Below are 21204 nucleotides of genomic sequence, written 5' to 3'. Positions count from 1 at the left end.
GGTCACTGCTCCTGCGGGTAGCCGAGTTCCACGTCGTGCGCTGTCTCCTCACCGGCCAACTGCAGCGAACCGGCCACCGGCGGATAACCCGAGGTGATCACCGTGTACTCGCCGTCCGGCAGGTCGGTGAACGCGTAGCGGCCCTCGATGTCGGTGGTCGCCGCGCCGACGACCCCGCCGCCGGAGTCCAGCAGCGTCACCCGCGCGTCCGGTACCGGGACGCCGAGGTTGGCCGAGCGCGCCACGCCGGACAGCCGGGTGCCGGCGCGCAGCGCGACGTCGATCACCGCCTGCTGCCCGTCGGTGACGTCGACCTGGTTGGCGATCGGCCGGAAGCCGGGTGCGGTGACGGTGAGCGCGTACGAGCCGCCGACGAGGTCGGTGAACGCGTAGCGGCCGTCCGGTCCGGTGGCCGTGCTGGCCACGACCTCGCCGCGCACATCGGTGAGCACCGCGGTAGCCCCGGCGACGCCGTGCTCCCCGCTGTGCACGACACCGGCGAGTCGCCCCGCGCCGACCATCTGCACGTCGTGCCGGACAGGCCGGTCGGCCACGACGACCATGGCCGCGGTCGGCTGGAAGCTCCCGCCGGAAGCGATGAGCACGTAGGTGCCGCCGTGGTCCACGTGCAGCCGGAACCGCCCGTCCTGATCGGCGCGCGCCCGCTCGACCTGCCTGCCGTTGGCGTCGGTCAGCGTCAACACCACCCCGGCGGCCAGCTCGCCGCTGGAGTCGAGCACCGTGCCGTGCACGAAGAGCCCACCCGGATCGGATGAACCGGGTCCACTCCCCGAGAGCGCCGCGTGCCCCGCGGAAGGCAGCGCTGACCAGCCACCGGAGCTTTCCTCCACAGAGTTGTCCACAGGCTCGCCCGGCATTCGGGAAATATCCCGGCCACCGCCCGCAACCTGCCCGGAACCGTTGGTGGCGTTACCATGCGCCGCCGAGTTGTCCACAAGCTCAGCGGGGTTGTCCACAGCACCGTGCCGTGCCGCTACCAATGCGTTGTCCCCTTCCTCGTGGGAATCGATCGTGGTCCGCAACGGCACCTCGCGGATGAACAGCACCGCCACCAGGGTGACGACCGAGATGCACGCGCTGATGAAGAAGATGTCGCCGAAGGCGTCGCCGTAGGAGGACCGCACGATCGTCTGGATCGGCTCCGGCAGCGACCAGACGTCCATCGACCCGGCGCCGTCGCCGCCGGCCGCCTGACCGGCGCCGGGGATCCCGGCCAACTGCTCGCTGATGTACTCGGACACCCGGGTGGCCAGCACCGCGCCCAGCACGGACACGCCCGCCGAGCCGCCGAGCGTGCGGAAGAAGGTCACCACCGAGGTGACCGACCCCATGTTCTGCGCGGTGGTGGCGTTCTGCACCGCCAGCACCAGGTTCTGCATCAGCATGCCGACGCCGAGCCCCATCAGCGCCAGGTAGCCACCGACCAGCGCCAGGTGCGTCTCGTGGTCGATGGTGCTCAGCAGCCCCATCGCGATGATCAGCAGCGTCGCGCCGGCGATGAGGAACGGCTTGATCTTGCCGGTCACCCGCGAGATGACCTGCCCGGACACCGTCGAGGACACGAACAGCCCGCCGACCATCGGCAGCGTCATCAGACCGGCCCCGGTCGGGCTGAACCCGCGGGAGATCTGGAAGTACTGGCTCAGGAACACCGCCCCGCCGAACATCGCGGTGCCGACCGCGACCGTGCCCAGCGTGGCCAGCGTGATCGTCGGGTTGCGGAACATGCCCAGCGGCACGATCGGTTCGCTGACCACCGATTCGATGATCACCGCCACCACCAGGGCCGCCAGTCCACCGCCGACGAACAGCGCGGTTTCCACCGACCACCAGTCGAACTGCTTGCCGGCCAGCGAGACCCAGATCAGCAGCAGGCTGACCCCGCCGACCAGGAACAGCGCACCGAACCAGTCGATCTTCACCGGCCGCTTGATCACCGGGAGCTTCAGCGTGCGGCCCAGCACGATGAACGCGATCACCGCGATCGGCACCGTCACCCAGAAGCACCAGCGCCAGCCGAGCCAGGACGTGTCCACGATCAACCCGCCGACCAGCGGGCCGCTGACCGTGGCCACCGCGAAGGTCGCGCCGATGTAGCCGGTGTAGCGCCCGCGGTCGCGCGGGGAGACCATCGCCGCGATCACGACCTGGACCAGTGCCTGCAGCCCGCCCATGCCGATGCCCTGCAGGGCGCGGAAGCCGATCAGCGCCTCCATCGACTGCGCGAAACCGCCCAGCACCGAACCGACCGTGAAGATCGTGATCGCCAGCTGGTAGAGCAGCTTCTTGCTGAACAGGTCGGAGAGCTTGCCCCAGATCGGGGTGGAGGCGGTGGAGGTCAGCAGCATCGCCGTGACCACCCAGGTGTACTGGCTCTGCGTGCCGTCGAGGTCCGCGATGATGCGGGGTAGCGCGTTCGACACGATCGTCGAGCTCAGGATCGCGACGAGCAGCGCCAGCATGAGGCCGGACATGGCCTCCAGCACCTGCCGGTGGGTCATCTGGCCGTTCCCGGTGTCGGGATCGGCCCCGCCGCCGGACGCGGGCTGCGCGTCCGACCGCTCACTGCTCACTGCAGTGCTGGTCATCGTTGTCCTTCCGTTGCAGCTGACCTGCGCAGTCCGCGTTGTCGACCGTGTACCGACGGATGTCGGACATGGCCGTGCCGAGCAGCTGCGCGAGGTTGCGCACCTCGTCGTCCTGCCAGCCGGACAGGGCCTCGCGCAGCCATTCGGCCTTGCGGTGCTCCAGTTCGGCGACCGCGTGCTCGCCGTCCGGGGTGGCGCGCAGCAGCGACACCCGCTTGTCGGCGGGATCCGGCCTGCGGGTGATCAGGCCGGCGTGTTCGAGCTGACCGACCTGCCTGCTCACCACGGACGCATCCACGATGCGGTGCTGGGCGAGGTCGGAGGAGCGGCATTCCCCGCGGAACACCAGCTCGGTGAGCAGACCGGCGGCCGCGTACGGGACGCGACCGGTGAACTGGCCTTGCTGGGTGGCGACCTGCTTCAGACCCATCAACGCTCGGAGCGGGCGGAGGAGCTCACCACAGGTCTCGATGTTCGGTCCCATAGCGCCCATTTCCTTAGTTGCTGCACGCAACTTTACTCGTTTAGTTGCGCCACACAACTTCATTGCCGGGCCGAGCGGAGCGATGTGCGTCGAATCACCAGCGAATTCGCCCAGGCAGCGACACCGCGGACGGATCAGGGCGCCGGGAACCGAACGGGCATCCGGCGCGTCAACGCCCCGCGTCCGGGCGGGTCACATCATCTCGTTGAGCCGGGACAGCAGCCGCGCCAACGTGGTCAGATCGTCGGTGCTCCACGCGGCGAACTCCCGGCGCAGGTGCTTGCTGCGCTCACCGCGCACCTGGGCCAGGCGCTCCCGCCCCAGCTCGGACAGCCGCACCCGGCGCGCCCTGCCGTCGTCCGGATCCGGGACCCGCTCCAGCAGGTCCAGCTGCACCAGCGTCGCGATCTGTCTGCTCACCGTCGACTTGTCCAGACCGATGCGCTCGGCGACGTCCATGCCGCGCATCGGGCCCATCTCATCGATCATCAGCAGCAGGCTGTACGAGGCCGGGTCGAGTTCCGGGTGCACGTGCGCGGCCACCGTCGTCGAGAGGTTGCGCGCCCGGCGGAACATCAGCACGAGCTCGCGCTCGACGTCCTCGGCCGCGCTGCGCCGCTCCGGCGCCTCCGGCGCCTCCGGCCCGGACTCGGCCGGCACGGCGCTGCGCGGATCGTGCCCGGCGCCGCCCGTCTGGTCCCGCTCGTCCAACGCTGTTCCCGCCTGCTGTTCCACTGGCTGCCGGAGGTTCTCCCGCGGCCCCGCACAGCCTTTCCCATCGCGCGGCGACCCCCGCGGGCGGGTCGGGTCACGTTGCCACGCCATCGGCTCCGACGAACAGGCGGAGTCGGCCGCGTCCCCCGACAGCGTCAAGGCAGTGTCGACGACTGGTAGTTATCTTGCACTCAAAAGTGCTATCAAGGCACACGTTCACCGCAGCACACGTTAGGGTCCGACGTGTCGGGGGACGTTTGCCAGCAGTGGTGTGCTCGACGCCCCAGCAGCGGTGCGGGCGACGAGCGGCACCGCCTACCCGGGAGATGACAGCACCCGAACGATGAGCGCGAACCCCGTACTCAACCCCGAGCCCCCACCGGAGCACGAGCCGACCTCCGGCGCCAGCCGCATGGTTCGGCTGATCCGGGAGAGCTGGGCCGTCGTCGAACCGCAGTCGGACGAGGTCGCGAAGTTCTTCTACGGGACGCTGTTCAGCATCGCCCCGGCGACCCGCGACCTGTTCGCGGTCAACATGGACGTGCAGCGCAGCCGGCTGCTGCGCGCGCTGGTGCACGTGATCCAGATGGTCGACAAGCCGGACCAGCTGCTGCCGTTCCTGCAGCAGCTCGGTCGGGACCACCGAAAGTTCGGCGTGGTCACCGGGCACTACGAGGCTGTCGGCACCGCGCTGCTGGCCGCGGTCAAGCGCTACGCGGGCGAGAGCTGGACCGGCGAGGTGGAGCGCGCCTGGGCCGAGTGCTACACGGTCATGGCCTCGGCGATGACCGAAGCGGCCGCGGCCGATGAGGGGCCGGCCTGGTACAACGGCGAGGTCGTCGGGCACGAGCGGCTCGAATCCGACCTGGCCGTCATCCGGGTGCGCCCGGACCACCCGGTGCCCTACTCGCCCGGCCAGTACGTCAGCGTCGAAGTCCCGCAGCGCCCCCGGCTGTGGCGCTACCTCACCCCGGCGAACTGCCCGGACGAGGACGGGGTGCTGGAGTTCCACGTGCGCGGGGTGGACCGCGGCTGGGTCAGCCGCGCCCTGGTGTGGCACGCGCGCCCCGGCGACCAGTGGCGGATCGGTTCGCCGATGGGCACGCTCGGCGTCGACCGGACCTCGGACACCAAGGTGCTGATGATCGCCGGCGGCACCGGGGTCACCCCCATGCGCGCGATCATCCAGGACCTCGCCCAGTACGGGACCAATCCGCACGTGCACCTGTTCTACGGCGGGCGCACCCGGGACGACATCTACGACCTGCCGAACCTGCAGCAGGTCGCGATGAGCAACCCGTGGTTCAGCATCACGCCGGTGCTCGATTCCGACCCGACGGTCGGCGGCGCCGAGCACGGCACGCTGGCCGACGTGGTCACCGAGTTCGGCGCGTGGCAGGACCGGGACATCCTGGTCAGCGGCTCCCCGGAAATGATCCGCGGGACCGTGTCCCGGCTGCTGGTCGCCGGAGCGCCGCTGGATCGCATCCACTACGACCCGTTCACCCTGGACTGACCGGGCGGGGTGCTCCCCGCGGAGGGCTCGCTCAGCGTCGGCGGCGGTCGGGTTTCCAGACCACGAGCGCCGTCTCCTGGCGCACCGGGACCAGGTCCCGGCGGTAGGAGGCGTGCACCTGCGCCGCCGCCTGCTCGGCCGCCGCGTAGGCCGCGGCCAGCTCCTCGGTCAGCTCCTGGACCTTGTCCCGCAGCGCATCGGCCTCGTTCTCCAGCTCGATGATCCGCTTGATGCCGGCGAGGTTCACGCCCTCCTCCTGGGAGAGCCGCTGCACCTCGCGGAGCAGCGCGATGTCGCGGGGGGAGTAGCGGCGTCCGCCCGCCGGGGTCCGCCCCGGCGACACCAGACCCAGCCGGTCGTAGCTGCGCAGCGTCTGGGCGTGCAGCCCGGCGAGCTCGGCGGCGACCGAGATGACGAACATCGGGGTGTCCTCGTTCGCGCCGGGGGGGAACCCCGCGGCGGAGAAGTCACCCGCACCCGAAGTGCGCCGACCGGCCATGACTACCTCCCGAGCAACTCGTTCAGGTCCTGGCGGGGATCGTCATCGGCGGTCGCCTCGGCGTACGCCGCCAGCGCCTCGGCCGCTTTTCCGTCCAGTTTGGACGGAACAGCGACCTGTAAGGTCACCAGCAGGTCGCCGGTGCTGCCGTCCTTCTTCGACGCGCCCTTGCCGCGCACCCGGAAAGTCCGGCCCGTTCCGGTGCCCGCGGGCACCTTCAGCGAGACCTTCCCGTCCAGGGTCGGCACGGTCAACGTAGTGCCCATCGCCGCTTCCGGGAAAGTGACCGGGACCGTGATGGTGAGATCATCACCGGAACGTCCGAACACCCGGTGCGGGCTGACGTGCACCACCACGTACAGGTCCCCGGCGACCGCGCCCTTGCGACCGGGCTCGCCCTGACCCGCCAGGCGGATGCGCTGCCCGTCGGTGACGCCGGCCGGGATGCGCACGGTCATCGTCCTGCTGCGCGAGCTCACCCCCGCACCGCGGCAGTCCGGGCACGGGTCGTCCACGATGCGCCCGTCGCCGCGACAGTCCGGGCAGGGCTCGCTGAACGCGAACGATCCCTGGTTGCGGGTGACCAGTCCGGTCCCCGCGCAGTTGCTGCAGGCCCGCGGCTGGGTACCGGGCTTCGCCCCGCTGCCGCGGCACTTGGTGCAGGTCGCCGGGCTGGACAGGCGCAGCGGGACCTTCGCACCGCGCACCGCCTCGGCGAAGTCGATGCGCACCTCGGTCTCCACGTCGGCGCCGCGCTGCGGGCGGTTCGCGGTGGTGCCGCCGGCGCGCCGGTTGCCGAACAACCCGCCGAACAGGTCGCCGAGCCCACCGCTGCCCTGCGCACCACCGCCGCCGAACAGGTCGCCGAACCCGCCGGGTCCCTGTCCGCCACCGCCGAACAGGTCACCGACGTCGAAACCGCCCTGGCCGCCGAAACCGCCTCCGCCGCCGGGCATCCCGCCGGAACCGAACAGCCTGCGCGCCTCGTCGTACTGCTTGCGCTTGTCCGGATCGGACAACACGCCGTACGCCTCGGAGACCGCCTTGAACTTGGCCTCCGCCTTGCTGTCGCCCGGATTGGCGTCCGGGTGGTTCTCCCTGGCCAGCTTCCGGTAAGCCTTCTTGATCTCATCAGCCGACGCGTCGGAGGAAACGCCCAGTTCGGCGTAGAAGTCCTTGTCGAGCCATTCCCTGGCACTCACCGGGAGCTCCTCCTTCGATGTCAGGCCTGCACTAGGAACTGTTGTACAAGGGCTTGCCGGGCGGTGCGGGTAGACCCGGCACGGCCCCGAACGGGCGGAACCCGTTCGGGGCCGTGCCCGCGGTCAGCTCTGCGCGGTCGGATCCGCGCCGTCCGAGCCCTCCGGCTCCTCGGGCGCGTGGTCGGTCACCGCGACCATCGCCGGTCGCAGCACCCGATCACCGAACTGGTAGCCGCGCCGGAGCACGGTCGTCACGGTCGGACCGGACACCTCGGCGGAGGTGTCGTGCTGCACCGCTTCGTGCACCGCCGGGTCGAACTCCTCGCCCTCGGCGCCGAACGGCTTGAGCCCGGCCGAATCCAGCGTGGCGATCAGCTTGTCCGCCACCGACTTGAACGCACCCGTGAGGTCGCCGTGCGCCTCGGCGCGCTCCACGTCGTCGAGCACGGTCAGCAGCTCGCCGGCCACCGACGCCTTGGCGGACTCGATCACCGACTCGCGGTCGCGTTCCACCCGCTTGCGGAAGTTCGCGTACTCGGCGGTGACCCGCTTGATGTCCGCGGTCAGCTCCTCCACCTGCTGGTGCAGGCCGGACTGCTCACCGGCGGGCTGCTCGGTCGGGGCACCCTCCGGCTGCCCGCCGCCCTGCTCGGCCGCGCGGGCCAGCTCGTCGTCGAGCGTGCCGGAAATGCTCTCTGGCACGTGCGCCTCATCTCCGTTCGAGGTCGCCGACCTCCGCCGACCCGTCTCCGGGTCGATCCTGCGGCGGTCCCGGACCACCACCGGTTCCTGCTCCTGCTCCTCGCCGGTCACGTCCGGCTTGTCGGCGTTCGCAGTCACTTCTTCTTCTCGTCCTCGTCATCGACGATCTCGGCGTCCACGACGTCGTCGGCACCACCGGACGTGGACGCGGAGTCCTCGTCAGCGCCCGCGCCCGCAGCACCGGCCGCTCCGGCACCCGCGGCACCGGCGGCGTCCGCACCACCGGCGTCGGCGTACAGCGCCTGGCCCAGCGCCTGGGACTCGGTGGCCAACTTCTCCATCGCGGACTTGATGGCCTCGGTGTCCTCGCCCTTGAGCGCCTCGTTGACCTCGTCGACCGCGCCCTGGACCTTCTCCTTGACGTCGGCCGGGAGCTGCTCGTCGTTGTCGGTGAGCACCTTCTGCGTCTGGTAGACGAGGGTCTCGGCCTGGTTGCGGGCCTCGGCCTCCTCGCGGCGCTTCTGGTCCTCCTCCGCGTGGGCCTCGGCGTCCTTGACCATGCGATCGATGTCGTCCTTCGGCAGCGCGGAGCCGCCGGTGATCGTCATCGACTGCTCCTTGCCGGTGCCCTGATCCTTGGCGGACACGTGCACGATGCCGTTGGCGTCGATGTCGAAGGTGACCTCGATCTGCGGCACACCGCGCGGGGACGGCGGCAGCCCGGTCAGCTCGAACATGCCGAGCTTCTTGTTGTGCGCGGCGATCTCGCGCTCGCCCTGGAAGACCTGGATCTGCACGGACGGCTGGTTGTCGTCGGCCGTGGTGAAGGTTTCCGAGCGCTTGGTCGGGATCGTGGTGTTGCGCTCGATCAGCTTCGTCATGATGCCGCCCTTGGTCTCGATGCCCAGGGACAGCGGGGTGACGTCGAGCAGCAGCACGTCCTTGACGTCGCCGCGCAGCACACCGGCCTGCAGGGCCGCACCGACCGAGACGACCTCGTCCGGGTTGACGCCCTTGTTCGGGTCCTGGCCGGCCTGCTCCTTGACCAGGTCGCTGACCGCCGGCATGCGGGTGGAGCCGCCGACCATCACCACGTGGTCGATGTCGCCGACCTTGATGCCCGCGTCACGCAGCACGGCCTCGAACGGCTTGCGGGTGCGCTCCAACAGGTCGGAGGTGATCCGCTGGAACTCGGCGCGGGACAGCGTCTCGTCCAGGAACAGCGGGTTCTTGTCCGCGTCGACCGTGATGTAGGGCAGGTTGATGCTGGCCTGCGAGGAGCTGGACAGCTCGATCTTGGCCTTCTCAGCGGCTTCCTTGATCCGCTGCAGCGCCATCTTGTCCTTGTTCAGGTCGATGCCGTTGGCGCTCTTGAACTTGTCGACCAGCCACTCGACGATGCGCTCGTCCCAGTCGTCACCACCGAGGTGGTTGTCACCGCTGGTGGCGCGGACCTCGACGACGCCCTCGCCGATCTCCAGCAGCGAGACGTCGAAGGTGCCGCCACCGAGGTCGAAGACCAGGATGGTCTGTTCCTTCTCGCCCTTGTCCAGGCCGTAGGCCAGCGCGGCAGCGGTCGGCTCGTTGACGATGCGCAGCACGTCGAGGCCGGCGATCTGACCGGCTTCCTTGGTGGCCTGGCGCTGGGCGTCCTCGAAGTAGGCCGGGACGGTGATGACGGCCTCGCTGACGTCCTCGCCCAGGTACGCCTCGGCGTCCCGCTTGAGCTTCATCAGCACGCGGGCGCTGATCTCCTGGGCGGTGTAGGACTTGTCATCGATGTCGACGTTCCAGTCGGTGCCCATGTGGCGCTTGACCGACCTGATGGTGCGGTCGACGTTCGTGACAGCCTGGTTCTTGGCGGGCTGACCCGTGAGGATCTCGCCGTTCTTCGCGAAGGCGACGATGGACGGGGTGGTCCGCGAGCCCTCGGAGTTGGCGATCACCGTCGACTCACCGCCCTCCAGGACGGAAACGACGGAGTTGGTCGTCCCCAGGTCGATACCGACCGCTCGCGACATGGGTATTCCTCCCGACTTGTTGGTCTGTTCGTGCGGGGCGCCCTGCGGGCCTCCCCGGGGGCGGCCGCAGCGGGCCGACTCCCCTTGAGTCCTTCTCACTCAAGTTCTACCGATCGCAACCGCGCGGCGTCAACTCGCGGTTGAGCGAGTCGCACTCAAGCTTGCTGCTGGGTCAACGGATGAGCAGGCCGAACAGTTCCCCGCCGAGCCGGCCGGTGAGCTGCGGAACAGACGAAGCCCCCGTCACCGCGGGTGACGGGGGCTTCGTGCCGGGAAGCGTCAGGACTCGTGCACCCGCACCGCACCACTACCGGTGGACAACCGCAGGTGCCGGTCGGCCGCGGGGTCCTGCGGCACGCCGACCTCGACCGCACCGCTGCCGGAGTCGGTGTCCACCCGGTATCCGCCGGTGCCGCGCGGCACCGCCACGTCCAGCGCGCCGCTGCCGGTGCCCACCACGACCCGGCGCGGATCCAGCAGGCCGAGCGAGACGGAACCGGACCCGGTGCGCACCACGAGGTCCGCGCCGCCGACCTGCTGCCCGTCGACCCCACCGCTGCTGGTCCGCACATCGACCCGCCCACCGACGTCGACCATCCGCACACCGCCGGAACCGGTGCGCGCGGTGAACCGCTCGCCGCGCAGGCCGGCGACCCGCACCTGACCGCTGCCGGTGCGCGCGTCGACGGTCCCGGACAGCTCCTGCAGCCGCACCGAGCCCGATCCGGTGCCCACGTCGACCGGGCCGGCGACCTCGCGCACGCCGATCGACCCGGACCCCACCTCGGCGGTCACCGATCGCATGCCCCGCACGTCCAGCCGCCCGGAACCGAGCCGGCCGCTCACCGGGACGTCCGCGGGCAGGTGCACCCGGTGGAGCACGTCGCAGCGGTCCCCGCAGTCGGTGTCCAGCACGAGGGTGCCGCCTTCGACCCGGTGGTGCGGCGGTTCGCCGTCCGCGCCCTGCCACGGCCAGCTCCACCGGGTGACCGACTGCTCGACGCCCGCGCGCCCCGGCTCGCGGACGATCTCGACGCTGCCGCGGCCCGGCTCCAGCCGCACGTCCGAGATGCCGTCCAGCGGCGCGGACCGCACGTCGACGTCCCCGGACAGCGCCTCGTGCGCCAGCACCCCCGTACCGGCCAGCACCAGCACCACGCCGCCGATCGCGAGTCCGATGCGCATCCTGCTCCCCCTGGCGTGCGGATCCCGGCAGCACCTCTGCCGAGCCGTGCACCGAGGCTATGGGCGCGGGGCGCACCACCCATCGGGGATTCCCCCGATGCGCCCCGGAATCCGCGCCCGCCGGACCCCGGAGCCGCCCAGGACCGGGATCGCGGTTCAGCCGAACACGTCCCGGTACGCGGATTCGAAGGCGCGCAGGGTCGGCTCGTCGAACAGCACGAACCGCACCTCGTCGAGGTCCACCGGGCTCTCGCGCACCGCGCGCAGCGCGATCCGGGCCGCCTCGTCCACCGGGTAGCGGTACACGCCGGTGGAGATGGCCGGGAAGGCGGCGCTGGTCGCACCCAGCTCCCCGGCCACCCGCAGCGATTCGGTGAACGCCGAGGCCAGCAGCCCGGAGCGGTCCGCGGACCGGCTGTAGGTGGGACCGACGGTGTGGATCACCCAGGTCGCCGGGAGGTTGCCCGCGGTGGTGGCCACCGCCTGGCCGGTGGGCAAGCCGTCCGGGTAGTCGGTCGCGCGCAGCTCGCGGCACGCGCGCAGGATCTCGGGTCCGCCTGCGCGGTGGATCGCGCCGTCCACTCCGCCGCCGCCCAGCAACGAGCTGTTCGCGGCATTGACCACCGCGTCCACCCGGCTCCCGGTGATGTCGCCCTGCTCCAGCTGCACGCGCACACCCGAAGTCTCGCCGCTCGCGCCGCGCGCCGCGACGGGGATCAGCCGCGCAACGGGGTCAGCAACCCGCGCAGCACCGGCTCCAGCTCCGCGACCGAGGGTGCCTCGTCGGCGATCAGCCCCTGCATGAGCAGCCCGTCCACCGCGGCCAGCAGCGCGCGCACCGCCGCGGGATCACCCCGGTCCGCGACGTAGCCGGACGCGACCTCGATCCACCGCCGCGCAGCCGGGCGCAGCGCGGGCCGGCGGGCCGCCAGCAGGTAGAGCTCGTACTCCGCGATGGTGCGCTCCCGGTGCTCGCCGACCATCCGGACCAGGGAACGCGCGACCGCGGCGGGCAGGGCGTCCGGCCCGGAGACCCGTTCGCGCAGCGATTCCAGCTCCACCACCAGCGTTTCCGCGCTCTCCAGCAGCGTGGCGACCAGCAGGTCGTCGATCCCGGAGAAGTAGTAGGCGATGGACGCGGGCGGCACACCGGCCTCGCGGGCCACGCTGCGGTGGCTGACGCCGGCCACCCCGTCCCGCGCGACCACGCGCAGCGCGGCGTCCACGATCGCGCGGCGACGGCGTTCGCCCTTGGCCTTGCGCCCATCGGTCCCAGGGCGCCCATCGGTTCCCGGACCGTCGGCGCCGGGGCCGGTCAATGCGCACCACCCAGTTCCAGTGCCAGCACGCCCCCGATGATCAGCGCAACGCCGCCGATCTGCACCGCGGTGATGGACTCGCCGAGGAACGCGGCGCCGATGAGCGCCACCAGCGCCACCCCGGCACCGGCCCAGATCGCGTAGGCCACGCCGACCGGCATCCCTTGCTTGAGCACACTGGCCAGCGCGGTGAACGCGGCCAGGTAACCGACCACGACGAGCACCGACGGCAGCGGTCTGCTGAAGCCCTCGGACAGCTTCAGCGAGATCGTGCCGAGCACCTCGGCCAGGATCGCCCCTGCCAGCAGCAGGTACGCCATGAGTCCTCCCCCGGGAAGCGCGGTCGGCACCGCAGCCCGCGTCGACTGATCGCAGAACGTTGACCGATCGCCGAAAGTTGAACGATCGCCCTAGTTTCTCTAGAGGCTACCCGATCCCGCGCCGGACCCGGGAACACCGATCAGCGCCACGACCTGGGGAAAACGAACACCTGCGGACGGCGGACGAGTGGCGAAAATCGCACTCCCCCGCGGACGCGGGCGGGCAGCGCGCGACGCGCACCGGCTCGCGGACGGGCGTGCGCGGCGATCATCGCTGCTCGACAGCTGCACGAGCCGGACGTCCCGGGCGCCCGCGAGGCCCGCTCCGGACACCGACCGGAGAGCGCGGTGCGGCCGAACGGACGAAAAGTTGTACGATCGCCCAACTAGTTTTTCGTCCAGCGGTCTCGCAGAATCACCCTCTGTTCCCGAAACACGAGCAGCGGCCCGCCTGGTTACCGACCAGTAACACCGCGTACGCTGCTCACATCACCACACCCGGAGGAAAGGCACCCGGTCATGGGCGCTGTACAGATCACGCTCGGCGGGATCGCTGTCGTGCTCGGCGTCGTCGCGTGGGGCATGTTCGCCGCGACGATCGTCAAGTTCGTGCAGATCATCCGCCTCGGGCAGCCGGACGGGTCCCGCAACGGTCCCGTGCTGGCCCGCCTGGCCACCATGGTCAAGGAGTTCGCGGCGCACACGCGGATGAACAAGTTCCGCAACGTCGGGATCTGGCACTGGCTGGTCATGTGGGGCTTCCTGCTCGGCTCGCTGGCCCTGTTCGAGGCGTACGGCGAGGTCTTCGTCCCGACCTGGGGCTGGCCGATCCTGCACGACCTGGCGATCTACAGCTTCCTGATGGAGCTGCTGGGTGTCGGCACGGTCGTCGGCATCCTGGTGCTGATCGTGGTCCGGCAGGTCAACCACCCGCGCCGCGCTGACCGCGTCTCCCGGTTCGCCGGTTCGAACTTCGCGTGGGCCTACTTCATCGAGGCCGTGGTGCTGATCGAGGGCGTGGGCATCCTCGGCGTGCGCGCCGCCAAGGCCGCGCTCGGCACGCACGAGGTCCCGCTGTGGGCCGGGTTCGCCTCCGAACCGCTGGGCATGCTGCTGCCCGCCAGTCCGGACCTGGTGTCGGTGTTCGCGTTCATCAAGCTGATGAGCGCCACGATCTGGCTGTTCGTGATCTCCCGGACCATGACGATGGGCATCGCGTGGCACCGGTTCAGCGCGTTCTTCAACATCTACTTCAAGCGCGAGGACGACGGCGGGGTCGCGCTGGGCGCGCTGCAGCCGATGAAGAGCGGCGGCAAGGAGCTGGACTTCGAGGAGGCCGACCCGGACACCGACATCTTCGGTGCCGGCAAGGTGGAGGACTTCTCCTGGAAGGGCTGGCTGGACTTCACCACCTGCACCGAGTGCGGCCGGTGCCAGTCGCAGTGCCCGGCGTGGAACACCGCCAAGCCGCTGTCGCCGAAGCTGCTGATCACCTCGCTGCGCGACCACGCCTACGCCAAGGCGCCGTACCTGATGGCCGGCGGCAGCAAGGACATGATGGGCGACGAGGTCGGCATCACCGGTGACGGTGCCGAGGAGAAGCTCGCCGGGATCGACGCGCTGGCGCTGGCCGAGTCGGAGCGGCCGCTGGTGGGCACGCCGGAGGAGGCCGGCGTCATCGACCCCGAGGTGCTGTGGGCCTGCACGAGCTGCGGTGCCTGCGTCGAGCAGTGCCCGGTGGACATCGAGCACGTCGATCACATCGTGGACATGCGCCGCTACCAGGTGATGATCGAGTCGAACTTCCCGACCGAGCTGGGCGGGATGTTCAAGAACCTGGAGAACAAGGGCAATCCGTGGGGCCAGAACGCCAAGGACCGGCTGGCCTGGACCGAGGACCTGGACTTCGAGGTCCCGGTGTTCGACGGGGAGCTCGAGGAGGACACCGAGTACCTGTTCTGGGTCGGCTGCGCCGGCGCGTTCGAGGACCGCGCGAAGAAGACCACCCGGGCGGTCGCGGAGCTGCTGCACATCGCCGGGGTCAAGTACAAGGTGCTCGGCCCGGAGGAGAGCTGCACCGGTGACCCGGCGCGGCGCGCGGGCAACGAGTTCGTGTTCCAGATGCTGGCGCAGCAGAACGTCGAGGTGCTCAACTCGGTCTTCGAGGGCCGTGAGCCGGGCAAGCGCAAGATCGTGGCCACCTGCGCGCACTGCTTCAACAGCCTGGCCAACGAGTACTCGCAGCTCGGCGGAGACTACGAGGTGGTGCACCACACCCAGCTGCTGAACAAGCTGGTGCGCGAGAAGCGGCTGACCCCGGTGGCGCCGGTGGCCGAGGACGTGACCTACCACGACCCGTGCTACATCGGCAGGCACAACAAGGTCTACGAGCCGCCGCGCGAGCTGGTCGGCGCCTCCGGCGCGAACTTCACCGAGATGCCGCGGCACGCGGACCGGGCCATGTGCTGCGGCGCCGGCGGTGCCCGCATGTGGATGGAGGAGCGCACCGGCAAGCGGATCAACGTGGAGCGGGTGGACGAGGCGCTGGGCACGGCGCCGTCGAAGATCGCCACCGGGTGCCCGTTCTGCCGCGTGATGCTCAACGACGGCCTGACGAGCAGGCAGTCCGACGGGCAGGCATCCGAGGACGTCGAGGTGGTCGACGTGGCGCAGCTGCTGCTGCAGTCGGTCAAGCGCGGCGGGCCGTCCGCGGACGGTTCCGGGGAGTCGGACGACGCGGTCTCCACCGCCTGACGGCGGGCTGATCGGACGGAGGGCGGGTCCTGCGGGGCCCGCCCTCCGCGCGTTCAGCGCCGGGTATCGATCCGGCTGAAGTTGAGGTGTGCGCGGGACGGCGTCGGCCCCCGCTGGCCCTGGTACCGCGAACCGGCCTGCTTGGACCCGTACGGGAAGTCGGCCGGGCTGGACAGCTGGAACAGGCACAGCTGCCCGATCTTCATGCCCGGCCACAACGTGATCGGCAGGTTCGCGACGTTGGACAGCTCCAGCGTGATGTGCCCGGTGAAACCGGGGTCGATGAACCCGGCGGTGGAATGCGTGAGCAGCCCCAGCCGGCCCAGCGAGGACTTGCCCTCCAGCCGACCCGCGAGGTCGTCCGGCAGCCGCACCCCCTCGAAGGTGGACCCGAGCACGAACTCGCCCGGATGCAGCACGAACGGGTCCGTGTCCGGGTTCTCCACCAACGAAGTCAGCTCGTCCTGCTGCTCCGCCGGATCGATGTGCGTGTAGCGGGAGTTGTCGAAGACGCGGAAGAACCGGTCCAGGCGGACGTCGATGCTCGACGGCTGGATCATGGTGGCGTCGAACGGGTCCAGTTCGAGCCGGCCTTCGTCGAGCGCTTTGCGCAGGTCCCGGTCACTCAGCAACACGGGGACAGCGTATCGGGCTCCCCCGTTCCGATCTTCGACGGTCGCCGTGCTAGGCTCGTGCACGCCGCGATGCGGCAGCGCGGATGTAGTTCAATGGCAGAACATCAGCTTCCCAAGCTGAGAACGCGGGTTCGATCCCCGTCATCCGCTCCACGAAGTTTTTGCAGCGCACAGGGCCTTTCTGAGCACTGCACAGGGCCTTTCCGAGCACTGCACGGGGTCTTTCCGAACACTGCACGGGGCTTCGCCGGTACTCCGGCGGAGCCCCGATCTGTTTCTGCCGCGCGAGAGCGGACGTGCGCGGGATGCGGTTTCCCCGGCTCTCCCGGCTGCGCGCCGGGCGCGGATATCGCGGCTGCCGGTAGGTTTTCGCTCGTGGCGGAGTTCCAGCGGGGCAGCTCCGCCTCCCCGGGTTCGCGCGTCACCGTTGCGATCGGTGCGCATCACCGCTTCAGCTCATCGCCACCGGGCTCGACTCAGAGGCTGCGGATCTCGCGGCAGGGGTTGCCCGCGGCGAAGACGCGGGGAGCTACGTCACGGGTCACCACGCTGCCCGCACCGATGACCGCGTCGTCGCCGATGGTGACGCCGGGGCACACGATGACGCCGCCGCCGAGCCAGACGTTGTCGCCGATGGCGATCGGGGCGGCGGATTCCCAGCGGTCGCGGCGCATCTCGTGGTCGGTCATCGGGTGCAGCGGGGTGAGCAGCTGGGCACGCGGGCCGATCGACACGTCATCGCCGATGGTGACCGGGGCGCAGTCCAGCACGATCGCGTCGTAGTTGACGAAGCTGTTCGCGCCGATCGTGGTCAGGTAGCCGTAATCGCACTGCAAGCGGGGCATGATCCACGATCCCTCGCCCAGACCGCCCAGCAGTTCGCCGAGGATCTCGCCGCGCAGGTCCTGCTGATCGGCCGACGTCGCGTTGAACCGGTCGAGCAGGTCCTGGCAGCGCCGCCGTTCGGCGATCAGCTCCGGATCGCTGTCCCGATACAGCTCGCCGCGCAGCATCCGTTCCTTGTGCTCACCCATGCCGTGCACGCTCGCAAGACGCGGGGCAACCGGCAAGCACGATCCGCTTCGTCGCCGCGCCGGCACCGCGTTTCGCGCACGACCACCCGCGGCCGCGCATCGAGTTCGCTGCAGAATGCGCTCACCGAGCAACGGGAGACGAAACTGGGTGCAGCCCGGCGAGCATGGTCACTGGCTGGCCGCGCACGACACCGAGGTGATCACGCCCTCGGCGCTGCTGCGCGTCGATCTGCACCGGGTGCTGTGCCGCATCAATGCCGAACGGTCCGCGCACGTCCCGGCTCGAACCGCGCTCGACGGGCTACGCCTCCGATCAGTTGATGCCGTGCTGCATCGGGCAGCAACACCCGACGACAACTCGTCCACGCCTGCGCAACCCGGTCGGTTCATCGAACGCGCACCGGCGACGGTCACCGCTCTCCCGGGATTGGGCGGACAAGTCCACTGTGGATTCCGGCGTGGGAACGCCGTGGCCGGGCCGGGTGCGCGTGCTCCCGACCCGGCCTGCGATCACCAGTCGCCGTTCTTGGCGATGGCCTGGTGAGCGGTCTTCACCGGGTACCACCCGTTCTTGGTGGTCTTGGACTTGCCGGTGTCGGCGTGCCAGTACTTCAGGTTGTACTTGCCCTTGTAGAAGCTGCGGATACCGGAGTGGTCGACCTTGTAGTCCCCACCCTTGCGGTACAGCAGCTTGTGGTCGGCGTGCCGGTCCTTGTCGATGGCCGAGTCACCGCTGACCGTCTCGTCGTCGTTGGACCCCACCAGCGTCCAGTCGGTGCTCTGCGCCCACTTCTCGTCCAGCCGGTTCTTCGGGGCGTCCAGCGTGTCCATGAACTCGGAGTCCGGGTCCATCGACTTCCACTGGGTGTTGCCGCTGCACTTCCCGTCGCACTTCACGCCCTGGTGCGGAGTGCCCAGCGTGACCACATCGCCGACCTTGAGCTTCTTCGGGAACCCGTCCCAGCCCTTCGCCGACCCGAGCAGCGCGACGCGGGTGATCAGTCCGCCCATCGAGTGGGCGACGACGTCCACCGACTCGCCCTTCTTCGTGTGGTGGTCGTAGAGGTAGTTCGCGAAGTCCTTGGCGATGTTCTTGATCCGCGTATCGGTGTCGGCGTCGCCGCCCCCGATGGTCACATCGCAGTTGGTGTCGCCGTCGTAGTAGCCGACCGTCTTCAGCGAACCGCCGTACTTCTCGTCCTTGAAGTGGTTGACCGCGTTCTTCCAGGTCTTCCCGCAGTCCTTCGCGTGTTCCTTGCCGTAGCCGTGCACGAAGTAGACCGGCGGGTCCGATTTCCCGTCCGCCGCTTCGGCATCCTGCGCGGTGGCGGCCAATCCGCCGAATCCGACCGCTGCGGCCATGGCCAGCGCGGTAGCCGCCCGGACCGCCTTCCCCAGTACCATGCACAATCCCCTCGACTCGTGCTCGATCGTCACGGATCCTACGACGCGCGGCGCGCGGTCCGGGTTCCGCCGCACGGCGAGATTTCGCGCGGCGGAACCCGAAAACCCGGTGATCCGGACGAATCCGCCGCTACCGGGCGGCGTTCGCTTCGATCGCCGCGTACACGTACTCGGCCAGCCCGGGCTCGATCTGCTCGTAGGTGCTGCGGAACCGCGCGTCGGCCACGTACATCTCGCCGAGCCCGCGGTGGATCTCGGACGTGCACTCGTAGCACCAGCGCGTGATGTGCTGCCGGTGCCGTTCGGCGAGATCCATCACTTCCGGGCTGTCCGGTGCGATCCCGGACCGCTTGGCCTCGGCCAGCTCGCGGTGGATGACGTCCTGCTCCGCCACGAACCGCTGCCAGTCCTGCTTGGTGTAGCGGGCCATCCGCCGCTGCGATTCGCGGTACGCGTCGCTACCGCCCCAGCGGCGCTCGGTCTCGGCCGCGTGCTCGTCCGGGTCGAAATCCCCGAACACCTCGAACTTCTCCTGCTGCGTGAGGTCGATGCCCATCGTCCTCGCCTCCAGTTCCCGGTCCACCGCCCGGCGCATCCGCTCCAGGCGGTCGATGCGCCCGGTCAGCAGGTCGCGCTGCCTGCGCAGGTGCGCATCGTCGGTTCCCGCGGACAGGATGTCCGCGATCTCGTCGAGGCCGAACCCGAGTTCGCGGTAGAACAGGATCCGCCGCAACCGGTCCAGATCGGACTCCGCGTAGCTGCGGTATCCCGCCGAGGTGCGCGCGGACGGGACCAGCAGGCCGATCTCGTCGTAGTGGTGCAGCGTCCGCACCGTGACCCCGGCCAGCTTCGCCACCTGACCCACCGCGTACATCGGGCTCACCTCCCCGACCACGACCCTGCAGCCGCACGCCACGTGAGGGTCAAGCCGCGGTCAGCGGCTGGCGACCCGCCGGTAGCGCGCCGCGGCCAACGGCATGAACACCGCCACGACCAGCAACGACGTCGCCGCCGAGTAGAGCACCGCGTGCTGCGCTGCCCAGGTATCCGGCGGCGGCATGCCGACCCGCACCGGGTTGCCGAACAGCTCGCGCAGTGCGTCGGCGGTCGCGGTGATCGGGTTCCATTCGGCCACCACGCGCATCGGGCCCGGCATGTTCTCCGCGGAGACGAACGCCGAGGACACGAAGGTCACCGGGAACAGCCACAGCAGCCCGGCGCTCTGCGCGACCTCGACGCTGCGCGCCACCAGCCCGACGTAGGCACCCACCCAGGACATGGCGAACGAGAACAGCAGCAGCAGGCCGAAACCGAGCAACGCCTCCAGCGGACCGGAGGAGATGCGCCAGCCGACCAGCAGTCCGCACAGCGACATGATGACCACGGTGAGCACGCTGACCGCCAGGTCGGAGCTGGTGCGCCCGAGCAGCACCGCGATCCGGGACATCGGCAGCGCGCGGAACCGGTCCACGATGCCCTTCTGCAGGTCGTTGGCCAGCCCGACGACGGTGAACGACGAGTTGAACGCGACGGTCTGCACGAAGATCCCGCCGATCAGGAACTCCCGGTACGCCTCGCCGCCGAGGCTGCCGCCGAACACGTAGGCGAACAGCAGCACGAACATGATCGGCTGCGCGGTCCCGGACAGCAGCAGGTCGGGGTTGCGCTTGATGTTGATCAGGTTGCGCCACGCGACCACCCCGCTATCGCGCACCGCCCCGGTCAGCGCGGTCACGGCTGGTCCTCCTCGGTCTCGGTGCGGCGCCCGGTCACCCGCAGGAACACGTCGTCCAGGGTCGGGCGGTGCAGGCCGACGTCGTGCACCGCGATCCCGGCGGCGTCCAACCTGCGCAGCGCCTCGATGAGTGCCTTGGGCCCGGTCTCCACGGACACCAGGACCTTGTGCAGCTGCTGCTGCACCTCGGGCTCGCCGGAGCCGACCCCGCTGAGCACGTCGGCCACGGTGGGCAGGTCGGCGGGATCGTGCGCGACGAGTTCCAGGCGCTCCCCGCCGATCCGGGACTTGAGCTGGTCAGCGGTGCCCTCGGCGATCACCGCGCCGCGGTCGATGACCGCGATCGTGTCCGCGAGCTGGTCGGCCTCTTCCAGGTACTGGGTGGTGAGCAGCACCGTCGTCCCGTCCTGCACCAGTTCGCCGATGACCTCCCAGGTGTCCATCCGCCCGCGCGGGTCCAGCCCGGTGGTGGGCTCGTCGAGCACGACCACCGGCGGGGCCGCGACGAGCGCGCCGGCCAGGTCCAGCCGGCGGCGCATCCCGCCCGAGTAGCCCTTGGACGGCCGGTCGGCGGCCTCGACCAGGCGGAAGCGGTCCAGCAGGTCGCGAGACCGGGCGGTGGCCGCCTTGCGGGAGAGCCCGTAGAGCCTGCCCACCATGTAGAGGTTCTCGTGGCCGGTGAGGTTCTCGTCCACCGCTGCGTACTGCCCGGACAGGCCGATGGACCGGCGCACCGCCTGCGGATCGGCGAACACGTCGTTCCCGGCCACGTGCGCCCGCCCGGAGTCGGGCTGCAGCAGCGTGGTCAGGATCCGCACGGCGGTCGTCTTGCCCGCACCGTTCGGCCCGAGCAGGCCGAGCACTTCGCCCGCGGGGATCTGCAGGTCGACGCCGTCCAGGGCGCGGTGCTTGCCGAAGGTCTTGACCAGACCTTCGGCTCGCACGGCTGGTGTGTCCATCCAACGCCTCCCCGGGTCGCACGGCCGGACCGGATGACCCTAGGTCGAACGGGCCGCGGTCCTCAGCCGATTTTCCCGCCCGACCTGGCGCTGCCCATTCGGGTGACATCCC

Annotated in this window: 19 protein-coding genes and 1 tRNA gene; 3 read left to right on the top strand and 17 right to left on the bottom strand. The window is 70.1% G+C overall.

Going from position 1 to position 21204, the window contains the following annotated elements:
- Positions 1-2 precede the first annotated feature (2 nt).
- The 3 genes from IQ251_RS09710 to IQ251_RS09700 form a co-directional block, all read right to left on the bottom strand.
- The gene (locus IQ251_RS09710; protein WP_228046505.1) at positions 3-2522 is read right to left on the bottom strand and encodes an MFS transporter; all 2520 of its coding nucleotides are present in this window, start codon (positions 2520-2522) and stop codon (positions 3-5) included.
- A gap of 61 nt (positions 2523-2583) precedes the next feature.
- Entirely contained in the window at positions 2584-3039 is a 456-nt protein-coding gene (locus IQ251_RS09705) for a MarR family winged helix-turn-helix transcriptional regulator (protein WP_228046486.1), read from the bottom strand.
- Positions 3040-3285: 246 nt separating this feature from the next.
- Complete coding sequence (locus tag IQ251_RS09700; RefSeq protein WP_228046485.1) at positions 3286-3804, bottom strand: MarR family winged helix-turn-helix transcriptional regulator; 519 nt, start codon at positions 3802-3804, stop codon at positions 3286-3288.
- Between the two features lie 415 nt (positions 3805-4219).
- On the opposite strand from IQ251_RS09700, the gene IQ251_RS09695 reads away from it, so the two are divergent.
- A complete protein-coding gene (locus IQ251_RS09695) occupies positions 4220-5323 on the top strand; it encodes a globin domain-containing protein (RefSeq protein ID WP_193928337.1) in 1104 nt (367 codons plus the stop codon).
- A gap of 31 nt (positions 5324-5354) precedes the next feature.
- On the opposite strand, the gene IQ251_RS09690 is transcribed toward IQ251_RS09695, so the two are convergent.
- From IQ251_RS09690 to IQ251_RS09655, 8 genes are all read right to left on the bottom strand, one after another.
- A complete protein-coding gene (locus tag IQ251_RS09690) occupies positions 5355-5822 on the bottom strand; it encodes a heat shock protein transcriptional repressor HspR (RefSeq protein WP_304610915.1) in 468 nt (155 codons plus the stop codon).
- A gap of 2 nt (positions 5823-5824) precedes the next feature.
- Positions 5825-7024 carry a molecular chaperone DnaJ gene (gene dnaJ / locus IQ251_RS09685; RefSeq protein ID WP_193928164.1) on the bottom strand — a complete coding sequence of 400 codons (1200 nt, stop codon included), beginning with the start codon at positions 7022-7024 and terminating at the stop codon, positions 5825-5827.
- 123 nt (positions 7025-7147) lie between these two features.
- Positions 7148-7864: a nucleotide exchange factor GrpE gene (gene grpE, locus IQ251_RS09680; protein ID WP_370591304.1), complete on the bottom strand. Its 717-nt coding sequence runs from the start codon at positions 7862-7864 to the stop codon at positions 7148-7150.
- Positions 7861-9747, bottom strand: a complete 1887-nt coding sequence (dnaK, locus tag IQ251_RS09675; RefSeq protein WP_193928163.1) for a molecular chaperone DnaK — start codon at positions 9745-9747, stop codon at positions 7861-7863. Before dnaK ends, grpE begins: the two co-directional genes overlap by 4 nt.
- A gap of 279 nt (positions 9748-10026) precedes the next feature.
- On the bottom strand, positions 10027-10932 hold the full coding sequence (locus IQ251_RS09670; RefSeq protein ID WP_193928162.1) for a DUF4097 family beta strand repeat-containing protein: 906 nt from the start codon (positions 10930-10932) through the stop codon (positions 10027-10029).
- Positions 10933-11088: 156 nt separating this feature from the next.
- Positions 11089-11607 carry an O-acetyl-ADP-ribose deacetylase gene (locus IQ251_RS09665; protein WP_193928161.1) on the bottom strand — a complete coding sequence of 173 codons (519 nt, stop codon included), beginning with the start codon at positions 11605-11607 and terminating at the stop codon, positions 11089-11091.
- Positions 11608-11648: 41 nt separating this feature from the next.
- A complete protein-coding gene (locus IQ251_RS09660) occupies positions 11649-12251 on the bottom strand; it encodes a TetR/AcrR family transcriptional regulator (RefSeq protein WP_193928160.1) in 603 nt (200 codons plus the stop codon).
- A complete protein-coding gene (locus IQ251_RS09655; protein WP_193928159.1) occupies positions 12248-12571 on the bottom strand; it encodes a DMT family transporter in 324 nt (107 codons plus the stop codon). Before IQ251_RS09655 ends, IQ251_RS09660 begins: the two co-directional genes overlap by 4 nt.
- A 519-nt stretch (positions 12572-13090) precedes the next feature.
- Here IQ251_RS09655 and IQ251_RS09650 point away from each other — a divergent pair.
- Positions 13091-15325, top strand: a complete 2235-nt coding sequence (locus tag IQ251_RS09650; protein ID WP_193928158.1) for a (Fe-S)-binding protein — start codon at positions 13091-13093, stop codon at positions 15323-15325.
- A 53-nt stretch (positions 15326-15378) separates the two neighbouring features.
- Here the strand turns inward: IQ251_RS09650 and dcd are convergent, their stop codons facing one another.
- On the bottom strand, positions 15379-15960 hold the full coding sequence (dcd, locus tag IQ251_RS09645) for a dCTP deaminase (RefSeq protein WP_193928157.1): 582 nt from the start codon (positions 15958-15960) through the stop codon (positions 15379-15381).
- A gap of 79 nt (positions 15961-16039) precedes the next feature.
- Between dcd and IQ251_RS09640 the strand changes: the two genes are divergently transcribed.
- Positions 16040-16113 (top strand) — tRNA-Gly (locus tag IQ251_RS09640).
- Between the two features lie 323 nt (positions 16114-16436).
- Here the strand turns inward: IQ251_RS09640 and IQ251_RS09635 are convergent.
- From IQ251_RS09635 to IQ251_RS09615, 5 genes are all read right to left on the bottom strand, one after another.
- Positions 16437-16994, bottom strand: a complete 558-nt coding sequence (locus tag IQ251_RS09635; RefSeq protein WP_193928156.1) for a sugar O-acetyltransferase — start codon at positions 16992-16994, stop codon at positions 16437-16439.
- A gap of 510 nt (positions 16995-17504) precedes the next feature.
- The gene (locus tag IQ251_RS09630; protein ID WP_193928155.1) at positions 17505-18398 is read right to left on the bottom strand and encodes an esterase/lipase family protein; all 894 of its coding nucleotides are present in this window, start codon (positions 18396-18398) and stop codon (positions 17505-17507) included.
- A gap of 130 nt (positions 18399-18528) precedes the next feature.
- A complete protein-coding gene (locus tag IQ251_RS09625) occupies positions 18529-19272 on the bottom strand; it encodes a MerR family transcriptional regulator (protein WP_193928154.1) in 744 nt (247 codons plus the stop codon).
- Between the two features lie 60 nt (positions 19273-19332).
- Positions 19333-20133: an ABC transporter permease gene (locus IQ251_RS09620; RefSeq protein WP_193928153.1), complete on the bottom strand. Its 801-nt coding sequence runs from the start codon at positions 20131-20133 to the stop codon at positions 19333-19335.
- Entirely contained in the window at positions 20130-21092 is a 963-nt protein-coding gene (locus IQ251_RS09615) for an ATP-binding cassette domain-containing protein (RefSeq protein ID WP_193928152.1), read from the bottom strand. Before IQ251_RS09615 ends, IQ251_RS09620 begins: the two co-directional genes overlap by 4 nt.
- Between the last annotated feature and the right edge of the window lie 112 nt (positions 21093-21204).

Origin of the sequence: Saccharopolyspora montiporae (assembly GCF_015209505.1) — a bacterium.
Lineage (GTDB): Bacteria > Actinomycetota > Actinomycetes > Mycobacteriales > Pseudonocardiaceae > Saccharopolyspora > Saccharopolyspora montiporae.
The sequence above is the reverse complement of the archived record's forward strand: the minus strand, read 5'-3'. Positions and strand labels throughout refer to the sequence as shown.